Genomic DNA, 17,112 nt, shown 5'->3' on the forward strand with positions numbered 1-17,112 from the left:
CGGGCCCCTTTAACGGCCAAGATCGGCCGACTTCAGGGCTGCTTTTCCTCACGCAAGCGGCCGATCGCCTCGATCATCGAGATCACATCCGCTTCGGCTGCCGCAATGATCGCGGCGTCCCGACCGCGGATCACAATGTCGGTCGAGAAATTCTTACCGTCGAATTTCGGATAGGAGCCAATGCTCGTCTCGGGATTTTTCTTCTGCACCTCGGTGAGCGGAGCTCCGATATCGCCCTCGCCATAGGGAGAGCGAACGGTACGGGACTGGATCGGCGTGCCGGTCTCCAGGCTCGGCAGCAGCGCGTCGAGCATCGCTTGGAACACCTGGGGCACACCGGCCATGACGTAGACGTTCTCGACGGCGAAGCCGGGCGCAGTCGACACCGGATTGGGAATATGAGTCGCGCCTGCGGGCATGCGGGCCATCCGCTTGCGCGCATCGGTGAAGTCCATGCCGCGTCGCTCGTACATCGCCCCAAGCAGGTCCATTGCCTTTGGATCGTGAATGCACTCGACGCCGAAGGCCCTGGAAATCGCATCGGCGGTGATATCGTCATGGGTTGGACCTATGCCGCCCGATGTAAATACATGGTTGTAGCGGCTGCGCAGCGCATTGACCGCATCCACGATCGCTTCCTCGTCGTCGGCGACGATACGCACCTCGCGCAAATCTATGCCAACCAGCGTCAGCATATCGGCAAGATGGCCGATGTTCTTGTCCTTGGTCCGGCCGGAGAGAAGCTCGTCGCCGATGGCGAGCATGGCGGCGGTGACGATCGTGGGGCTGGTCATGGATTGCTCCGGTCGTATTCGGGCCGCGAACGCGACCTCGTCATTGTTGAAGAAAGCTGAACAGTCTGTCGACCATCCCTGCGCTGGCGGCTGCTCGCGTTTTGATAGATCCTCCCGTCCGCGGCGATCAAGCGGATTTGCCGGACATGAAGGAGTATCGCTTTGGCTAGAGTACTGGTTCTTTACTATTCGGCCTATGGCCATATCGAGACGATGGCGCACGCGGTCGCGGAAGGTGCGAAATCGGCGGGTGCCGAAGTGACCGTCAAGCGCGTTCCCGAACTCGTGCCCGAGGACGTGGCGAAAGCCTCCCATTTTAAGCTCGACCAGTCCGCACCGGTTGCAACGGTCGAGGAACTGGCGGATTACGACGCGATCATATTCGGCGCGGGCACGCGTTACGGTACCGTTGCTTCGCAGATGCGCAACTTCATCGACCAGACCGGCAGCCTTTGGGCCGGTGGAAAGCTCGTCGGTAAGGTGGGCTCCGCCTTCACCTCGTCGGCGACACAGCACGGCGGCCAGGAATCGACAATTCTGGGCCTCATTCCCACTATGATGCATCACGGCATGGTGGTCGTCGGCCTTCCCTATGCTTTCCAGGGCCAAATGGGCGTCGAGGAAGTCAAGGGCGGATCGCCCTATGGCGCTTCGACGATTACCGGCGGCGATGGCTCGCGCCAACCGTCTGCCGTGGAGCTGGAAGCGGCGCGCTTTCAGGGTGCCCATGTCGCCAAGATTGCCGCAAAACTCGCGGTCGGATGATCCGCCTTTCGACGTTTGCGCGCGGCTCCCCTTGGGCCGTGCGTTCCTCTTGGGGCGAGGGGTCGTGTCCCGCCCTTCCGTCGTGACCGCGAGGCGCAATCCCGCCTGCAGACGCTCGTAAATGTGTCCCCAAACGGCGATTTTGTGTTAACATCGCACCATCCGGATCAGAAATGCCCAACAGTGCCGTGCGGCTTTTGAGACCCGCAAGGTCGTTGCAGCGGTTTGAACGGCAGTCTTAGGAGGAACGCAGGGGCCGCGCGGCGTGGCCCTTCGGGGCAGTGGACTGTCCTTGAATATCCATGGGAGTGAAGGATGGTGCGGATCACTTATTCCATCGTTCCACACGATGGCGGCTGGGCCTACAAAGCAGCCAATGCATATTCAGAGCCCTTTCCCAGTCGCGAGATGGCCCTGGCGGCCGCCAAGGCTGCAGCGGCCGAACAGCAGGTCGGCGGCGACGACGAGGAAATCAGCTTTCAGGATGAGAAGGGAAACTGGCATTTCGAACATGCCGACGGCGGCGACCGGCCCGAAGCAACCGTAGAGGACGGCTGAATACTTGCGCTGAAGGAAGATTGCCCGGGCCAGTTGTCATCGCCATGGCCCGCTACTCGGCGACTGAAGCGACGGAGAATTTCCATGCATTACAATGTTCAGATCTTCACCTGGACTGCTCGCCTGGGCGTTCACCAGGTTGGCTCGGTCATCGAGATAGACGCGCCCAATCCAAAGGCGGCGGCGGTTTCGCTGCTTGGATTACGGTTAGACGAGACCGGCGAGTCGTCAAGATTGGCAGTCAGGGTGTGGAGAGGCGAGGACGCCACGAAAGCCGACTGCGATTGTTTCTACTATCATTAGGCCGGTTCACGGCGTGACGCATCGCCTTTGACGAGCTCCCGCTCATCGTTTGTCATGCCTGTCTCTTTTGCTGATGAGTCTGGCTTATGAAGGCTTGACCAGCTCGAAAGAGGTGCGTCTCGTCCTTTGTGCCAGCCTGATATTCCCGGATCAGCATCCTCCCGAACCGCTGAGCCTGCGCGCTCTCGCGAGGCCATCGCTGTTCGCGGCACAGGCTATCGAATACGCGCTGCAGCGCGTCGAGGTCCTCCGGCAGCAAGGCTATGCCGCCGAACGCTTGCAGTGAACGCACGCCCCCACCCTCCGTCATCGATCGAAACACTCTGTCAAGCCCTGCATTATCTTGCCATTGACACGCCGCGATTGAACCCCTGACGAATCAGGGGTTGATGAATTTCCTGGGCGAATGCCATTCGTCAAATGAGGAACCTTCAGAAATGTCCGGGGTTGAACTGGCGAAAGCCAGAAAGGACCGAGTCATGAGCAACCCCAAAGATGATGATCTGACCAATCAGCCCATGCCATCCCCCACATGGAAACCGACGCCGAAGAGCATGGACATGGACCCGCAGCCGCTTCCGGAGCAGGCGGCGGCGTCCGGCACGGAGGATGCCGATGTGCCCCCCGCCAGGAGCGGCAAATCCGAAAAGAAAGAGAAACCGGTCGAGGGAGCAGGAGCTGACAATCCGGTCCACCACACCGGCCGAATTCCACCTGGACGCTGACTGTCTCGCCGTTGGCGCCGGCCTTGCCCGCGTGCTTCAAAAGCGATCTAATCCCCGCGATTCACGAGTATCAGTTGCTCGGGATACAGGTATCCGTGTTCCCATGTCAGGCATTTATACTTTGCCTGCCTGGGAATCGTATCAGCGTTTGGAGGAAATGCATGTTCTACGCGATATTGGCTTATCACGAGGAAGAGATCGTCGAATCCTGGACCAGGGAAGCTGACGCAGAGTTGATGGACGAGTTGCTGCAAGTTAATGACCGCCTCGTCCGCGCGAAGCGTTTGGGCCCCGCCGCACGGCTCGGCTCGACAAAGAGCGCTGTGACGTTGCGCGGAGAGGGCGCCGGCATGGTCATCGACGGTCCCTTTGCCGAAACAAAGGAACAGTTGCTCGGGCTCTACGTCGTGGATTGCCCAAGCATTGAAGCCGCCGTCGAGACTGCGCGTGAGCTGCGGCGCGTCAATCCAACCGCAGTGTATGAAATCAGACCGATTTCTCTCTATCTGCCCGGTGCTACGCTTTCGGCACCTGCCGACGATCCAGCTTGAGCTGGTGAGGCGGGAAGGGGATAAAACCATCCTTGGCTGAAGTTTCGGGCGAGCCGCCGAACGGCGGCTCGCTTCGATGTTTATTGCTGTGCGCCCCCCGACGGTGCTGCCGTTCCCTCTCCGCCTGCGGGCGCCTGCGGCGCCTCGACAGGCACGTTCACATCGACGTTGGTATCTCCACCGCCACCTCCGGTTCCATCGAACAGATCGCCGCCAAACAGGAACAAGGCGCCGACAATCAGTAGAACCAGGATTACCGCGACGGCCCAACCGCCGCCACTGCCCCCCGTATTGACTACTGTTGGTCCTCTATCAGCCATTTAGGAAACTCCTTGATCAATCTTGCTCGAAGAAAACCGTCACGACAGAATTAAGTTCCAAGTAGACAAACAATAGATTCCGTAGGTCTGGCGGCGCCGGCCTTTATTATGAAACCTAGTATCTATAGTAAGTCGGCCGACCGTCGCGCTTGCGCTTGATCTCTTCCTTGTATTCGTCGTCGCCCCACTTGAGCTCGATTTTGCAGCGACCGCGACGATATTCTTCCTTGAAGGCTCTGCGCTCGGAGCGAGTCTCTCCAAAGTGGAAGCCTCCTCTCCAGCGACCGTGCCCGCTCTCATCCTTCCACGGATCGGCGTAGGCCGTACCGGTCATGACCCTGAGTAAAGCGCCAATGGCGGTTGCTATAATCGCACGCTCATCGTCCTGCTCCTACACATCGGGACCAAACGCATCCCGAAGGCCTTGGTTTCCGAGGGGACCGTTCTGCCAGCGGCAGGCAAAGTCCTATCGGACCTTAGTCCGACTTCGTGATCGCAATAGTCCTAGGCGAACGGCCTGGCGGATCCTTCGGCAAAATTTCGAGTTGTCACTCCGAGCGGCACCCTCGTCCGCCGCTCGGGTGAGTGAATGCCGCGGGACTGCCCGAGCCGAACCTTCCGGACAGCCCGAGGCGCACTCATCTGACAATGATCCACAGTCCGGAAGGAGCCTGGTCGATGCGCGATAAACACGATTTTGAATGGGCTGAGCAAAGGGCAGCTACCGGTCTGCCCGTAAGTGTAATGCTGTTATCTCTGCTGACGATTGTCGTTTATCTGATCGTCGGCAGTGCCTTCATGGAGAGCCCGAACCGGGTAGCCACGGCTTATGCTCCTCAGCCTGCCGAGGCAATTCCAGTCGCCAAGGAATAGGCGCCCCGACTGTTGAATCCCGGTTGATTCGTCAGAGAAGCCGGGCCACGTTCACCCGTCGCCGGCGCGTGGCTCAGCGGAAGCCGTGTTCTCGCAATACGAAAAAAGCATCGCTCAGGTCTTCCCAAAAGGAAGGCGCTAAGATACTGAAATCACTGATTGCGGACGTGGCGAAACTGGTAGACGCAAGGGACTTAAAATCCCTCGGCCTTAGGCTGTACGGGTTCGATTCCCGTCGTCCGCACCAAAAACAACTGGAATATCATCCGGGTCCAGGTCGATTGAGGCCACCGGTACACCGAAGCCCGCACTCTCTCAAGGGCCGCTGATTTTGAATGGTTGATCGACGCTTGCGCTCCTGCCGCTGTTGATATCGTTGAAGCGGTAGCGCAGCACATAGTCTCCGGATGGAGCCCCCGCGACGTCGATCCTCAACGTCGCATAGATTTCCTGATTGCGCTGATAGCCCTTGAAGGTGAAGTCGCCGAACGCCTTCTGGCTGGCGAGCACCTCTCCCTTCGGGTTGAGAATGTCGAAATCCACCGTGAAGCGCGTCTCAAGCTTTCCCTTATCGCTCGCCTCCTTCCATGTAAGTCCCACCGGTTCGACATAGGTTACGAGGGTTTCGCCACCTTTGAAGACCGGGTCGGGCTTGGGATCGTACATCGCGAAGCCCGCCGGCGCTGCCTCGACGAACACGGCCTTTCCGATAGCGAAGGGGAGAGTCTGGGAAAAGTCGCCCACGGCCTTGCGCAATGTTTCGTGCGCCCCCGCGACGTCGCCCGAGTTCGCCTGCTGTTCGGCCCTGGCCGCGGCATCGGCGAGTGGTCCCGCCTTTGTCTGCGTAGCGGCGAAGATAATGGTGGCGCTGGCGATTGTCGCCAGCAGGAGCAGGTGTCTCGGCATCGTGCTTCCCAGAATGCCCGATTTTTGTAAGCTTTCGGCATTTGGCACACCAAGTCAAGCAAGCGCAGCGAAGCGGCCGTTACTGCCGCCAGAAGACCGGTGTGAGCACGACGAGCACAGTCAAGACTTCAAGACGGCCGAGCAGCATCAGCAGAGACAGCAGATAAAGCTCGGCGTCTTCGAAGGTCGCGAAATTCCCCGCGGGGCCGACGAGACTCCCAAGGCCGGGACCTACGTTGGAGAGGCATGTGATTACGGACGATACGGCCGTGATGAAGTCATAGCCGAGAGCACCCATGACCAGGCTGCCGAAAACCCAGAGCAGAATATAGGTAATGAAAAACAGAAGAATCGCCCGTTGCACGTCCGCGTCGACCGTATTTTTACCGTAGCGGACCGCATAGATCGCGTTCGGGTATACGAGTTTGTTCAGGGCCGACCGAATGGCGTTGAAGAGCACGACGAATCGATATGCCTTCATGCCGCCGGCAGTGGAGCCGGAGCACCCGCCGATAAAGGTGCAGATGAAGGCGACCATGACCACGAAGGGCCCCCACAGGCTATAGTCCTCGCTGGCATAACCGGTGGTCGAAAGAAGCGATGTCACATTGAAGAAGGCATGCGTCAGCGCCAGATGGAATTCGACGCCGTTTGCAAGCCTGTGATAGGTCGCGACCGCAACCGAGAACGCCGTGAGGTAGCCCAGAAAAACGATGATTTGAGGGTCGCGAAGCGCATCCAGGCGCCCGCGAACGAAGAGCACGATCAGGATGGAGAAGGGGAGGCTGCAAAGCGCCATGAAGAAGGTGCTGGCCCAGAACAGCGGGATGCTCGCGAAATAGCCGAACGAAGCGTCGTGCGTCGAGAAGCCGCCCGTGGCGACAGTCGTCATGGCATGGTTGACCGCGTCGAACCGGCTCATTCCGAGCACGCCATAACTGATCGCGCAAAGCAGGGTGATCGATACATAGATGACGAGAAAGGCGCGGCCGAAGCTTGCCAGCCGGGCAAAGGGTTTGTCGCCCGTGTCGGATGATTCCATCTTGAAAAAGGACATGCCGCCGACGCGCAAGTAGGGGATGATGAAGAGGCCGAGAACGACGATACCGATCCCGCCCAGCCAACTGAGAAGCGAGCGCCAAAGAAGAAGACCCGGCGGGGCGTCATCGAGGCCGACGATGACGGTCGACCCGGTCGTCGTCACCGCCGATACGGACTCGAAGAAGGCCTGGGCAAAATCGAGATTGACCGAGGATAGCCAAAGTGGAATGGCGCCGACGATCGAGAAAACGAGCCACAGGACATTGACCACCAGGAAGCCGAACTTCTTCGAGAATGGCGGTGGACCTGAGCGTGTCGCCATGAAAGTCGTTGACGAAATCGCGCCGGTCATGAAAGCCGTCACGGCAAAAACCTGCCAGTCCGGATGGCCGTAATAAAGATCGACGAAGGCCGGAATAAGCATCGCGCCGGAGAGATAAAGCCCCAGAATCGCAGCGAGATGGACAGCGTGCCGGATCAGATTCGCGTTCAAAGCTCTTGATATCCTGCAAGCGGTTGTCGATGGCCGGCGATCGCCCGGAGCGGCGGCGATAGTGCCGTTGCCAACCGATTCGTGTCAAATCGATGGTTTCCGGCGAGGCAATGTGCAATAGCGACTGCCAACGGCAAACTCAACGGGTGACCACACGTGATGAAGCAGGATGTTGAAAAAGCGGCAGCGGCGATGCGCGAGATCTTTCCGCCGACGCCGCTTCAACTCAATGAGCATCTGAGCGCACGCTATGGTGCAACCGTCTTCCTGAAGCGCGAGGATCTTTCGCCGGTGCGGTCCTACAAGATCCGAGGCGCATTCAATTTCTTCCGGAAATCACTCGGCTCCGGAGCGGCAGGGAAGACGTTCGTCTGCGCTTCCGCTGGCAATCACGCGCAGGGCTTTGCTTTCGTCTGCCGGCACTTCGGCGTTGCAGGCGTGGTCTTCATGCCCGTGACGACGCCCCAGCAGAAGATCGACAAGACGCGCATTTTCGGTGGCGAGTTCATCACGATCCGCCTCGTCGGTGACATCTTCGATCAATGCTACCACGCGGCGCGCGAGCACGTGGAGGCGATCGGCGGCGTCATGGTGCCACCGTTTGACCACGGCGATATCATCGAAGGCCAGGCCACGGTCGCAGCGGAAATAGCCGAGCAGATGCCGGTGGATCTTACCGCCGACCTCGTCGTCCTTCCCGTCGGCGGCGGTGGATTGGCCGCGGGCGTTACCGGCTTTCTTGGCGACCGCCTCGCGGCCGATTGCTTTCTGTTTTGCGAGCCGGAGGGCGCGCCGAGTTTGAGGCGCAGCCTGGAATTCGGCAGCGTCGTCACTCTCGATCAGGTGGACAACTTCGTCGATGGTGCCGCCGTTGCACGGATCGGGGATCTGAACTTTGCCGCGCTGCGTGAATTTTCGCCGGAACAGGTGATGCTGCTGCCGGAAAATGCAATCTGCCTGACGATCACCGAAATGCTGAATGTCGAGGGCGTGGTGCTCGAGCCAGCGGGCGCTCTTGCAATCACCGCCCTGGAAACGCTCGGACGCGGAGGCTTGGAGGGCAAAATTGTCGTGGCGGTCGTTTCCGGGGGCAATTTCGACTTCGAGCGTCTTCCGGACGTGAAGGAGCGCGCCATGCGACACGCAGGGCTCAAGAAGTACTTCATTCTGCGCATGGCGCAGCGCCCGGGTGCGCTTCGCGATTTCCTCAGCCTGCTCGGAGAAGAGGACGACATTGCCCGTTTCGAATATCTGAAGAAGTCGGCGCGAAACTTCGGCTCCGTGCTTATTGGCATCGAGACGAAGCATGCGGAGAATTTCCCCATCCTCAAACAGCGTTTCGATGCGGCGGGGCTGCGCTACCAGGACATTACCGACAACGAAATGCTCGCCAATTTCCTCATTTGACCTCTTGCCACTGTAAGCCGATTTTCGCTTTGACAGCGCCGGCGGGCACGGCTAACTGTGAGGCATGGCATCCTTCTTTTCGAAATTATTTGGCCGCTCCAGCGGTTCTGAAACGCAGACGCAGCCTGTGGAAGGCAAAGCCGAGAACTATGCGGACTGCGTGATCCGGGCGACTCCTAAGCGCGAAGGGTCGCAGTACCGGCTTGCCGGCAGCATCGAAAAGTCGACGCCGGACGGCGCAATGAAGGTGCGCAACTTCATCCGGGCCGATCTTTTCGCCTCCGAGCAGGACGCCATCGACTCGTCGCTTCGCAAGGGGCGTCAAATCATCGACGAGCAGCGCGCGGCTCTCTTTTCAGACGACGCTCAATCCCGTTCTGTTTGATTCCAATCAGCTGCAATCGCTCATTGAAAACAGAAGCGTACGGCCGTTTCTTCATCTTTCGTGATAGCTCCTGAGGCTACGCACGTCCGGGGAAGTGATCCAGGGTCGTCGCGATCAGAGCTTGATTCTCAACCGGGCAAAGCCGTCGCTTCCATCGCCCGCATCCTCGATCTTCACAGTCTTTAGCTCAGCCAGAAACTGCCGCGCCTTTGGCCCGCTCTCGAACAGTACGCTCGTGTCCTTTTGTGGCGCAAAGCTCCAGTTCGCATCCGCCGAGGGATTGATCGTGCCCTGATCCATGATGTAGCGCACGATGACGTCGCGATTGGTGTCAGGTGCGACGAAGACGACCTTGTCGCTGGCGATGCCTGGAAAATTACCGCCACCGCCGGCCCGATAATTGTTGCTCGCAACGATGAATTTCTGCGCGGGATCGATCGGCTTGCCATCGAATTCCAGGTCACGGATGCGATTGCCCCCTGGGTTCGCCAGCTTGCCGTCCCTGTCGTATTTTGCAGGCTGCGAGAGGTCGATCCGATAGGTGACACCATCGATCACGTCGAAATTGTAGGATGGGAAGTCGCCGTTGATCAGGCTTGCGTCAACCGAGCCGGGGGCGATCCGGTTAAAGATGCCGGCGGACATTTCGAGCCAGTTCCTCACGTCGTCGCCGTTGATGACCACTGCCTGCACGGTATTCGGATAGAGATACAGGTCAGCGACGTTCTTGATGGCAATGTCGCCCGCCGGTACGTCCGTATAATATTCGGCTCCACCGCGCCCGCCGGCCTTGAACGGCGCCGCCGCGGAGAGGACCGGAAGGTCCCGGTGTTCGGTGTCCTTGAGCATGTCGCGGATATACCAGATCTGAGCCTGGCTCACGATCTGAACTGATGGATCGTCGGCGACGAGCGCGAAATAGGAGTAGAGCGGAGCCGAGGTCTTGCCCACGGGGGTGCGGACATAGGCGAGCGTCGCCTCATGGTCCTTCTGCGCGGCCGATAGAACCTCCGGCTTGTCGCCCACTCCGGCGATCACCTGCTTGTCCTCCCGGCGGAAGATCGGCCGGGCTTCGCTCGCGGAACCGATCACGCGCCATTGACCAGAATCGCGTTCAAGCAGCAGATCGATGAGACCGAGATGCGAACCCCAGAACCCGCCCATGACGCCCGGCTTTCCGGAAATCAGCCCCTTGCCGTTGTCGACGCCAGGCAAGCCGTCGAATTTCGGCCCCGGGAAATCGAGATGGCTATGCCCGGTGACGATAGCGTCGATGCCATCGACCGCCGCCAGGGGAATGGACGCGTTTTCGAGATTGTCGGCATAGGCTTGTTGCCCGATGCCGGAGTGGGAAAGGGCGATGACTATTTCGGCGCCTTCCTCACGCATCTGCGGCACCCAGGCTTCCGCGGCCTTGACGATGTCGCGCGCATTCGCCTTCCCCCCGAGATTCTCAGCATCCCAGGTCATGATCTGCGGCGGGACGAAGCCGATGAGTCCGACGCGGATCGGGTGTTCCCGGCCGGCGCCATCTTTCAGTTTCCGATCGAGGATCACGTAGGGCTTGAGAAAAAGCTCGTCCTGGCGCGGCGCGGCCGCCAGGTCGCCTTTGGTCAGATTGGCGCAGACAACCGGGAAGTTTGCGCCGTTGAGCACGTTGAACATGAAGTCCAGGCCGTAATTGAACTCGTGGTTGCCCAGCGTACCGCAATCGTAGCCGAGCACGTTCATCGCTGCGATGACAGGATGCATGTCACCGTCTTTCATCCCGCGCTTGTAAGCGATGTAGTCGCCCATCGGGTTGCCCTGAAGGAAGTCGCCATTGTCGACGAGAATCGCATTCGTAGCCTCGGCGCGTATGGCATCGACGATCGAGGCCGTGCGCGCGAGCCCGAGCGTGTCGTTCGGCTTGTCGGCATAGTAGTCGTAGGGAAAGACGTGGACGTGCAGGTCGGTGGTTTCCATGATCCGCAGATGTGCCTGATTGGCAGCCGCGCGGCTCGAGAAGGGATGAAGTACGACAAGAGCCGAAGAGGCGGCAAGGCCGCCGAGCACGGTCCGGCGCGTTACGGATTGTTGAACGGTCATCGTTTGATCTCCCCTCGAAAACGCGCTTTGACTATGGCGGAATGGACCGGCGGCGCAAAGCGGCTGATTCTTGCAGGCGCCTTTGTCGCAGAGCATGGCAACTCAGCCGACTCAGATGCCGACATTCGGCCTATCGATGATTTCGCGGAGCGAAAAACTCGAGTTGATCTTCACCACATGCGGCAGCGCCGAGAGCCAGTCGCGGTGAATGCGTTCGTAGTCCTCCAGGTCCTTCGCCGCCACACGCAGAATATAATCATATTCTCCGGACATCAGATAACATACGAGCACGTTCGGGCACAGTTTCACGGCGGCTTCGAATTCGGTTAGCGTCTTGGCAAACTGCCCCGATAGCGAGATGTGCACGATGACCATGATCTTGTAATCGAGCGCCTTGTGGGCGATGCGCGCATGGTAGCCGGCAATGGTCCCGGACTTTTCGAGTATGTCGACCCGCCGCGAACAGGCGGACGGAGAAAGGCCGACCCTCGAGGCAAGGTCGGCATTCGAGATGCGGCCATCCTGCTGCAGAATGCGCAGAATCGAACGATCGATAGCATCCAAGCCACTCATTCGCATCTTCCTTCGATTAGACGGAGCTTCACGCAAGAAACACCGAAACCAATGCATCGATAAGCGCTTCTTTGCAAGGACATTCCAGACGCCATCTGTTTTGCTGAACGCCTCATCAACGCGGCGGAAAGCCCAGATAGGAGAGGAACGCAAAGATGCGTGTCGGTTGCCCGAAGGAAATCAAAAACCATGAATACCGTGTCGGCCTGACGCCCGGATCAGTACGGGAATACGTCGCCCATGGCCACGAGGTCATCGTGGAAAGCAAAGCTGGGGCGGGAATCGGGGCGGATGACGACTCCTATCGCGCGGCAGGCGCAAGGATCGTGCCGGCAGCCAGGGACGTCTTCGAGAAGGCGGACATGGTCGTCAAGGTCAAGGAGCCGCAGCCCTCCGAATGGGCGCAGCTTCGCGAAGGCCAGATCCTCTATACCTATCTTCATCTCGCACCGGATCCCGAACAGACGCAGGGGCTCCTCAAGTCCGGCGTCACCGCCATCGCCTATGAAACCGTAACGGATGAGCGCGGCGGGTTGCCGCTGCTTGCTCCCATGTCCGAGGTCGCGGGACGGCTTGCAATTCAGGCAGGGGCCACCTCCCTGCAAAAGGCAAATGGCGGCCGCGGAATCCTGCTCGGCGGAGTGCCCGGCGTTCTGCCAGCCAAGGTCGCGATCATCGGCGGCGGCGTTGTCGGCCTGCATGCCGCCAAGATGGCTGCCGGCCTCGGAGCCGACGTCTCGATCCTCGATCGATCCCTGCCGCGGCTGCGCCAGCTCGATGACATCTTCAACGGCCGCGTCCATACACGCTACTCGACGATCGACGCGCTTGAGGAGGAGGTGTTCTCCGCCGACCTGGTGATCGGGGCCGTGCTCATTCCGGGCGCGGCTGCGCCGAAGCTCGTCACGCGCGAAATGCTGTCCGCGATGAAAAAAGGCGCTGTCATTGTCGATGTCGCGATCGATCAGGGCGGTTGTTTCGAGACGTCGCATGCGACGACGCACTCCGAGCCGACCTATGAGGTCGACGGCATTGTGCATTATTGCGTCGCGAACATGCCGGGTGCCGTGCCGATCACGTCGGCTCACGCCCTCAACAATGCGACGCTCCATTACGGTCTGCAACTCGCCGATCGCGGCCTCAAGGCCATTGCCGAAGACCGGCATCTGCGTGCCGGCCTGAACGTCCACCGCGGCCGCGTGACGAATGTTGCTGTGGCCGAAGCGCTCGGCTACGACGCCCATGCGCCCGAGGTCGTCCTCAACGTCGCCTGATCCCTGTTTGCGCCAATCGGCCTGGCGCTGTCTTGCGCCGGGCTCGCGCTCAACGTGCTTCGATGCGGCACTGATAGCAATTGTATTTTGCCGAGCGGACATGCAGGAAGGCCACATCCGGCCGTGCCAGCAATTCCTCGGCGCGCTGTTCGATTTGCTCGGCGTCGACGGCACCGCCGGTGCCGTAGACGATGCGCTCATCACTCCCGTAGCCGCGTAGAAGATAGCTCTTGCTGGATGCGAGTATCGGCGGCAGCGTTCGTCCGTCGTGAACCGTACAATATTCCGCATGCATGAAGATCGGGCCCGTTTCGGAATAGGCCTGAACCGACGAAAACGGCCGGTAAGCCAAAGTGAGGTAGGGCTTGCCTTCATCGACGTTGCGTAGGCAGTGCCGGCACGGAACGCCGTCTCCGTCCGAAATGCGGCGCTCGGGCGGAGCACCGTAGGCGTCGCGGCCGCCTTGCCTTAGCCGTTCCGCCTCTTGTACAGACATTGCGATATAATGCAGATTCATGGCGCTTCTCCCGGCTGACTGAATTCAGGAGAAGAATGCGCGCTGGCCTCACGGGGTGACACCCGATACTTGCCGGGCTTGCCGCCCGCGGCGAGACTAAAATCGTGATGCGGTTCAGAGCGCTTTCGCGAAGGCGAGAAGTTCCTCGTCGCTCAGCGGCACGACCACCGCTTCATGCGTCGCGACCGGCGAGAAGCCGAACTGCTGGTAAAGCTGCAACGCCCGAGGATGATCGAGATTGTTCGTCGTGACCGTGACCTTGTGCGGGTTCAATGCCCAGACTGCGAACAATGTCTGCAGCAAGAACCATTTGCCCAGCCCAAGGCCGAGCGCGTGCTCCATCAGTCCGAAATGCATGAGGTCGATGACGTCGTCGTCTCCCTGATGGAATTCGAAGAACCCGGCCGGCGCCCCGTCGACATAGAGCACCATGACCGTGGTTCGCTTGTCGTGAAGAATAGCCGCAAGATCGTCGTCGCTCATGCGCAGACGCTCCGCCCAATGCCAGCGCTTGCCCACGCGCAGATAGAGAAAACGGTAATAGGCAAGCGGGATGTCCGATACGCGCAGGATCGCCGTATGGATATTGATAGGCATGGGAAGGCTTTGCTTTGGCGGCGACGTCATTTCGAGTTCCGTCACGTGTGCCGTGATCGCGGGAGGCTTCGACCTTTGCATGGCTCTCACTCTTTACCGGTTGCAACCGGAGTGTCGGGACGGCTGCCCCATTCCGACCAGGAGCCATCATAAAGCGTGTTGTCCTTATGTCCCAAGGACTGAAGCGCAAGCGTAATGATGGCGGCGGTTACGCCGGAGCCGCAGGTCGTGACGACCGGTTTTGACAGATCGATGCCGGCATCTGCAAAAGTCCGGCTGAGTTGATCCAGATCCTTGAACTTGCCCCCCTCCGAGAACACGCCTGAGGGCAGGCTCCTTGCACCCGGCATATGGCCGGACCGCATGCCTGCCCTGGGTTCCGGTTCCTCACCGGAGAAGCGTCCGGCGCTCCGCGCATCGGCAATCTGGGCGAGCCGGTTTTCGACGACGTCCTTCATGCGCTCGAACGAGGTAACCGCACGGCGGTCGATCGAAGCCTTGAACACACGCGGCTCGGGATTGGGTAACTGTGCCGTGACCGGCCGTCCCTCCGCTTTCCAGCCGTCCATGCCGCCATCGAGAACGAAGACATTCCTGGCACCCATGACGCGGAGCATCCACCAGACCCTCGGCGCTGTGAAAATACCCGGACCGTCATAAACGACGATGACGTCGTTCTCGCCGATTCCCATTGCACCCACAGCCTTGGCGAATGCTTCGGGAGAGGGCAGGGTGTGCGGCAGCACGCTCGTCTGATCCGCAATCGCGTCTTGATCGAAGAAGACCGCCCCGGGAATATGCGCGGCCGCATACTCGGCTTTCGGATCGCGGTTCTGCGCCGGCAGGTACCAGGAGGCGTCGACGATTCTCACTGCCGGATCGGAGAGGCGCTGCTCAAGCCAGTCTGCAGAAACGACAAAGTCGCTCCTGTTAGCGTTTTCAACGTTCATCGTTCTACTCCACTGGCATGGTCATAAAAAGCGCTCAGGCGAAGGCCCGATCCTCGGGCGCCGCGAATCGTATTCGGAAACGCCGGTTTTCTTTACCTTTCTTTTCGATTTTCGCGATGTGGATCGCGCCCACTTCCTGTGTCTCCGAAACATGCGTTCCGCCGCACGGCTGGCTGTCTACCGATGAATTCTCGCCGATGCAGACGAGACTGACGCGGCCAAGCCCCATTGGCGGGCGGACATTCTTAGACTTGACTATGGCCGGATTGGCGGCCAGCTCCTCGTCGGTGATCCACTGCACATAGACCGGATGGTTCTCATGGACGAGCTTCATCAGCGCTGCCGTGACCTGGTCCTTGTCGATCAATTCGCTCATGTCGAAGTCGACCCGGCTTTCTTCTTCTCCGACTGCTGCGCCGGTGATCGGGAAAGGGCAGACGACTGAAAGAAGATGGCAAGCCGTATGCATGCGCATCAGCCGGTAGCGGCGCGGCCAGTCTATGTGCAGCACCAGCTTTTCGCCGACATCAGGCATGCGCGCTCCTTCTGCGGGAATGTGCAAGATGATGTCCTTGGTCGCACCATGCCGCGTATCGATGATGTCTATGCGGCTCCCGTCTTCGCGCTCGAGAAAGCCCTTGTCACCCGGTTGCCCGCCGGAGGTCGCATAGAAGCAGGTCTGATCGAGCTCGATGCCGCCGTCTTCCAGGATTGCCGTCACGCTTGCTTCGCAGGTCGAAAGATAGAAATCTTCTCGGAAGAGGGCGGTGACAGATCTGGTCATGGCAATCCTATCCAGCGGGTTCGTATGGCACTGCAATGTTCGAAGCCGTCTTCAGCCAGGCCGGGACAGGCAGACCCTTGGAGGCCAGGAAGTCCGGATTGAAGAGCTTCGACTGATAGCGGTTACCATAGTCACAGAGGATCGTCACGATCGTGTGTCCCGGACCGAGCTCACGAGCAAGCCGCACGGCTCCGGCGACGTTGATGCCGGTCGATCCGCCGATGCAGATGCCTTCTTTTTCAATGAGCTCGAAGACGTAGGGAACCGCCTCGGCGTCTGGAATCTGGTAGGCGAAGTCCGGCGTGAAACCTTCGAGATTGGCGGTGATTCGCCCCTGACCGATTCCTTCGGTGATCGAGCTTCCACTCGACTTGAGCTCGCCATGGGCATAGAAATTGTAGAGTGCCGCGCCTTCCGGATCGGCGATGCCGATCTTGATCCCCGCCTTGCGGGCGCGCAAGCCTTCCGCCACACCGGCAAGAGTGCCGCCGGAGCCGACGGCGCAAATGAACCCGTCGACCTTTCCATCGGTGTCGCGCCATATCTCGGGCGCGGTCGTGTCGATATGGGCCTGCCGATTGGCGACATTGTCGAACTGGTTTGCCCAGATCGCGCCATTCGGCTCGGTTTCGGCAAGTCGGGCGGCCAGACGGCCGGAGATCTTCACGTAATTATTCGGATTCCTGTACGGTACCGCCGGAACTTCGACCAGCTCGGCGCCAAGCAGGCGCAGTGCGTCCTTCTTCTCCTGGCTCTGTGTCTCGGGGATAACGATGACGGTGCGGTATCCGAGCGCGCTGGCGACAACGGCAAGGCCAATGCCGGTATTGCCCGCGGTGCCTTCGACGATCACACCGCCCGGTCGCAATTGGCCGGCCTTTTCAGCCTGGCGGATGATCCAGAGCGCCGCCCTATCCTTTACCGACTGCCCAGGGTTGAGAAACTCCGCTTTGCCGAGGATGTTGCAGCCGGTCGCTTCGGACACGGCCTTGAGCCGGATCAGCGGCGTATTGCCGATTGCTTCGAGCACGGACGGAAGAACTGGCATATTGAGACCCTCGCACTGACGGAACGGATGCCGGCTTTAGCCAAGCATTTACCTCGGTCGATCGCAAGCCGATAAACATTTGGTTTCTTGAGCAGGATCGCCGAAATATTGGCGTGTTTTCGGCTCAGTCTGTTCTGCAGGCAAGGAATAGCGTTTCGCA

General features: G+C 59.8%; 22 protein-coding genes and 1 tRNA gene. 10 read left to right on the top strand and 13 right to left on the bottom strand.

From position 1 onward, the window contains the following. Nucleotides 1-32: 32 nt before the first annotated feature. Nucleotides 33-794 carry a competence/damage-inducible protein A gene (locus FB009_RS27290; protein WP_011975541.1) on the bottom strand — a complete coding sequence of 254 codons (762 nt, stop codon included), beginning with the start codon at nt 792-794 and terminating at the stop codon, nt 33-35. Nucleotides 795-956: 162 nt separating this feature from the next. Here FB009_RS27290 and wrbA point away from each other — a divergent pair, with 162 nt between their 5' ends. From wrbA to FB009_RS27305, 3 genes are all read left to right on the top strand, one after another. Beyond that, entirely contained in the window at nt 957-1,559 is a 603-nt protein-coding gene (wrbA, locus tag FB009_RS27295) for an NAD(P)H:quinone oxidoreductase type IV (RefSeq protein ID WP_011975540.1), read from the top strand. Nucleotides 1,560-1,874: 315 nt separating this feature from the next. Further along, nucleotides 1,875-2,117: a DUF2188 domain-containing protein gene (locus FB009_RS27300; protein WP_011975539.1), complete on the top strand. Its 243-nt coding sequence runs from the start codon at nt 1,875-1,877 to the stop codon at nt 2,115-2,117. Between the two features lie 84 nt (nt 2,118-2,201). Further along, nucleotides 2,202-2,420 carry a hypothetical protein gene (locus tag FB009_RS27305; protein WP_011975538.1) on the top strand — a complete coding sequence of 73 codons (219 nt, stop codon included), beginning with the start codon at nt 2,202-2,204 and terminating at the stop codon, nt 2,418-2,420. 52 nt (nt 2,421-2,472) lie between these two features. Here the strand turns inward: FB009_RS27305 and FB009_RS33800 are convergent, their stop codons facing one another. Beyond that, the gene (locus FB009_RS33800; protein ID WP_028054113.1) at nt 2,473-2,712 is read right to left on the bottom strand and encodes a hypothetical protein; all 240 of its coding nucleotides are present in this window, start codon (nt 2,710-2,712) and stop codon (nt 2,473-2,475) included. Between the two features lie 187 nt (nt 2,713-2,899). Between FB009_RS33800 and FB009_RS27315 the strand changes: the two genes are divergently transcribed. Further along, the gene (locus tag FB009_RS27315) at nt 2,900-3,145 is read left to right on the top strand and encodes a hypothetical protein (RefSeq protein WP_024312258.1); all 246 of its coding nucleotides are present in this window, start codon (nt 2,900-2,902) and stop codon (nt 3,143-3,145) included. A gap of 161 nt (nt 3,146-3,306) precedes the next feature. Next, nucleotides 3,307-3,696 (top strand): YciI family protein, encoded by a 390-nt coding sequence (locus tag FB009_RS27320; protein ID WP_011975535.1) that lies wholly within the window; start codon nt 3,307-3,309, stop codon nt 3,694-3,696. An 80-nt stretch (nt 3,697-3,776) separates the two neighbouring features. Here FB009_RS27320 and FB009_RS27325 read toward each other — a convergent pair whose 3' ends face one another. Together FB009_RS27325 and FB009_RS27330 are read right to left on the bottom strand one after the other, a co-directional pair. After that, the gene (locus tag FB009_RS27325) at nt 3,777-4,016 is read right to left on the bottom strand and encodes a hypothetical protein (RefSeq protein WP_011975534.1); all 240 of its coding nucleotides are present in this window, start codon (nt 4,014-4,016) and stop codon (nt 3,777-3,779) included. Nucleotides 4,017-4,131: 115 nt separating this feature from the next. Continuing rightward, complete coding sequence (locus FB009_RS27330; protein WP_011975533.1) at nt 4,132-4,350, bottom strand: hypothetical protein; 219 nt, start codon at nt 4,348-4,350, stop codon at nt 4,132-4,134. Nucleotides 4,351-4,694: 344 nt separating this feature from the next. Here FB009_RS27330 and FB009_RS27335 point away from each other — a divergent pair, with 344 nt between their 5' ends. Together FB009_RS27335 and FB009_RS27340 are read left to right on the top strand one after the other, a co-directional pair. Beyond that, on the top strand, nt 4,695-4,889 hold the full coding sequence (locus FB009_RS27335; RefSeq protein ID WP_011975532.1) for a hypothetical protein: 195 nt from the start codon (nt 4,695-4,697) through the stop codon (nt 4,887-4,889). A 161-nt stretch (nt 4,890-5,050) separates the two neighbouring features. Continuing rightward, nucleotides 5,051-5,136: transfer RNA gene (locus tag FB009_RS27340), tRNA-Leu, on the top strand. Between the two features lie 68 nt (nt 5,137-5,204). Here FB009_RS27340 and FB009_RS27345 read toward each other — a convergent pair. Further along, a complete protein-coding gene (locus tag FB009_RS27345) occupies nt 5,205-5,795 on the bottom strand; it encodes a hypothetical protein (protein ID WP_011975531.1) in 591 nt (196 codons plus the stop codon). A 79-nt stretch (nt 5,796-5,874) separates the two neighbouring features. Beyond that, nucleotides 5,875-7,329 (bottom strand): TrkH family potassium uptake protein, encoded by a 1,455-nt coding sequence (locus FB009_RS27350; protein WP_011975530.1) that lies wholly within the window; start codon nt 7,327-7,329, stop codon nt 5,875-5,877. 159 nt (nt 7,330-7,488) lie between these two features. On the opposite strand from FB009_RS27350, the gene ilvA reads away from it, so the two are divergent. Next, nucleotides 7,489-8,736, top strand: coding sequence for a threonine ammonia-lyase (gene ilvA / locus FB009_RS27355; RefSeq protein ID WP_011975529.1), 1,248 nt, complete (start codon nt 7,489-7,491; stop codon nt 8,734-8,736). A gap of 64 nt (nt 8,737-8,800) precedes the next feature. Then, on the top strand, nt 8,801-9,121 hold the full coding sequence (locus FB009_RS27360) for an HlyU family transcriptional regulator (protein ID WP_011975528.1): 321 nt from the start codon (nt 8,801-8,803) through the stop codon (nt 9,119-9,121). Between the two features lie 114 nt (nt 9,122-9,235). Here the strand turns inward: FB009_RS27360 and FB009_RS27365 are convergent, their stop codons facing one another. After that, nucleotides 9,236-11,209, bottom strand: a complete 1,974-nt coding sequence (locus FB009_RS27365) for a bifunctional 2',3'-cyclic-nucleotide 2'-phosphodiesterase/3'-nucleotidase (RefSeq protein WP_028054101.1) — start codon at nt 11,207-11,209, stop codon at nt 9,236-9,238. Between the two features lie 111 nt (nt 11,210-11,320). Next, nucleotides 11,321-11,782 (bottom strand): Lrp/AsnC family transcriptional regulator, encoded by a 462-nt coding sequence (locus tag FB009_RS27370; RefSeq protein ID WP_011975527.1) that lies wholly within the window; start codon nt 11,780-11,782, stop codon nt 11,321-11,323. Between the two features lie 155 nt (nt 11,783-11,937). Between FB009_RS27370 and ald the strand changes: the two genes are divergently transcribed. Next, nucleotides 11,938-13,056: an alanine dehydrogenase gene (ald, locus tag FB009_RS27375; protein WP_011975526.1), complete on the top strand. Its 1,119-nt coding sequence runs from the start codon at nt 11,938-11,940 to the stop codon at nt 13,054-13,056. Nucleotides 13,057-13,105: 49 nt separating this feature from the next. Here ald and FB009_RS27380 read toward each other — a convergent pair whose 3' ends face one another. The 5 genes from FB009_RS27380 to FB009_RS27400 form a co-directional block, all read right to left on the bottom strand. Then, entirely contained in the window at nt 13,106-13,573 is a 468-nt protein-coding gene (locus FB009_RS27380) for a DUF1203 domain-containing protein (RefSeq protein ID WP_011975525.1), read from the bottom strand. A gap of 114 nt (nt 13,574-13,687) precedes the next feature. Next, nucleotides 13,688-14,251 (bottom strand): GNAT family N-acetyltransferase, encoded by a 564-nt coding sequence (locus FB009_RS27385; RefSeq protein WP_011975524.1) that lies wholly within the window; start codon nt 14,249-14,251, stop codon nt 13,688-13,690. A 5-nt stretch (nt 14,252-14,256) separates the two neighbouring features. Further along, complete coding sequence (gene sseA / locus FB009_RS27390; protein WP_101799126.1) at nt 14,257-15,120, bottom strand: 3-mercaptopyruvate sulfurtransferase; 864 nt, start codon at nt 15,118-15,120, stop codon at nt 14,257-14,259. Nucleotides 15,121-15,154: 34 nt separating this feature from the next. Further along, nucleotides 15,155-15,904 (bottom strand): alanyl-tRNA editing protein, encoded by a 750-nt coding sequence (locus FB009_RS27395; RefSeq protein ID WP_011975522.1) that lies wholly within the window; start codon nt 15,902-15,904, stop codon nt 15,155-15,157. Nucleotides 15,905-15,911: 7 nt separating this feature from the next. After that, the gene (locus FB009_RS27400; protein WP_011975521.1) at nt 15,912-16,952 is read right to left on the bottom strand and encodes a cysteine synthase A; all 1,041 of its coding nucleotides are present in this window, start codon (nt 16,950-16,952) and stop codon (nt 15,912-15,914) included. Nucleotides 16,953-17,112 lie beyond the last annotated feature (160 nt).

Source organism: Sinorhizobium medicae (assembly GCF_007827695.1).
Classification (GTDB): domain Bacteria; phylum Pseudomonadota; class Alphaproteobacteria; order Rhizobiales; family Rhizobiaceae; genus Sinorhizobium; species Sinorhizobium medicae.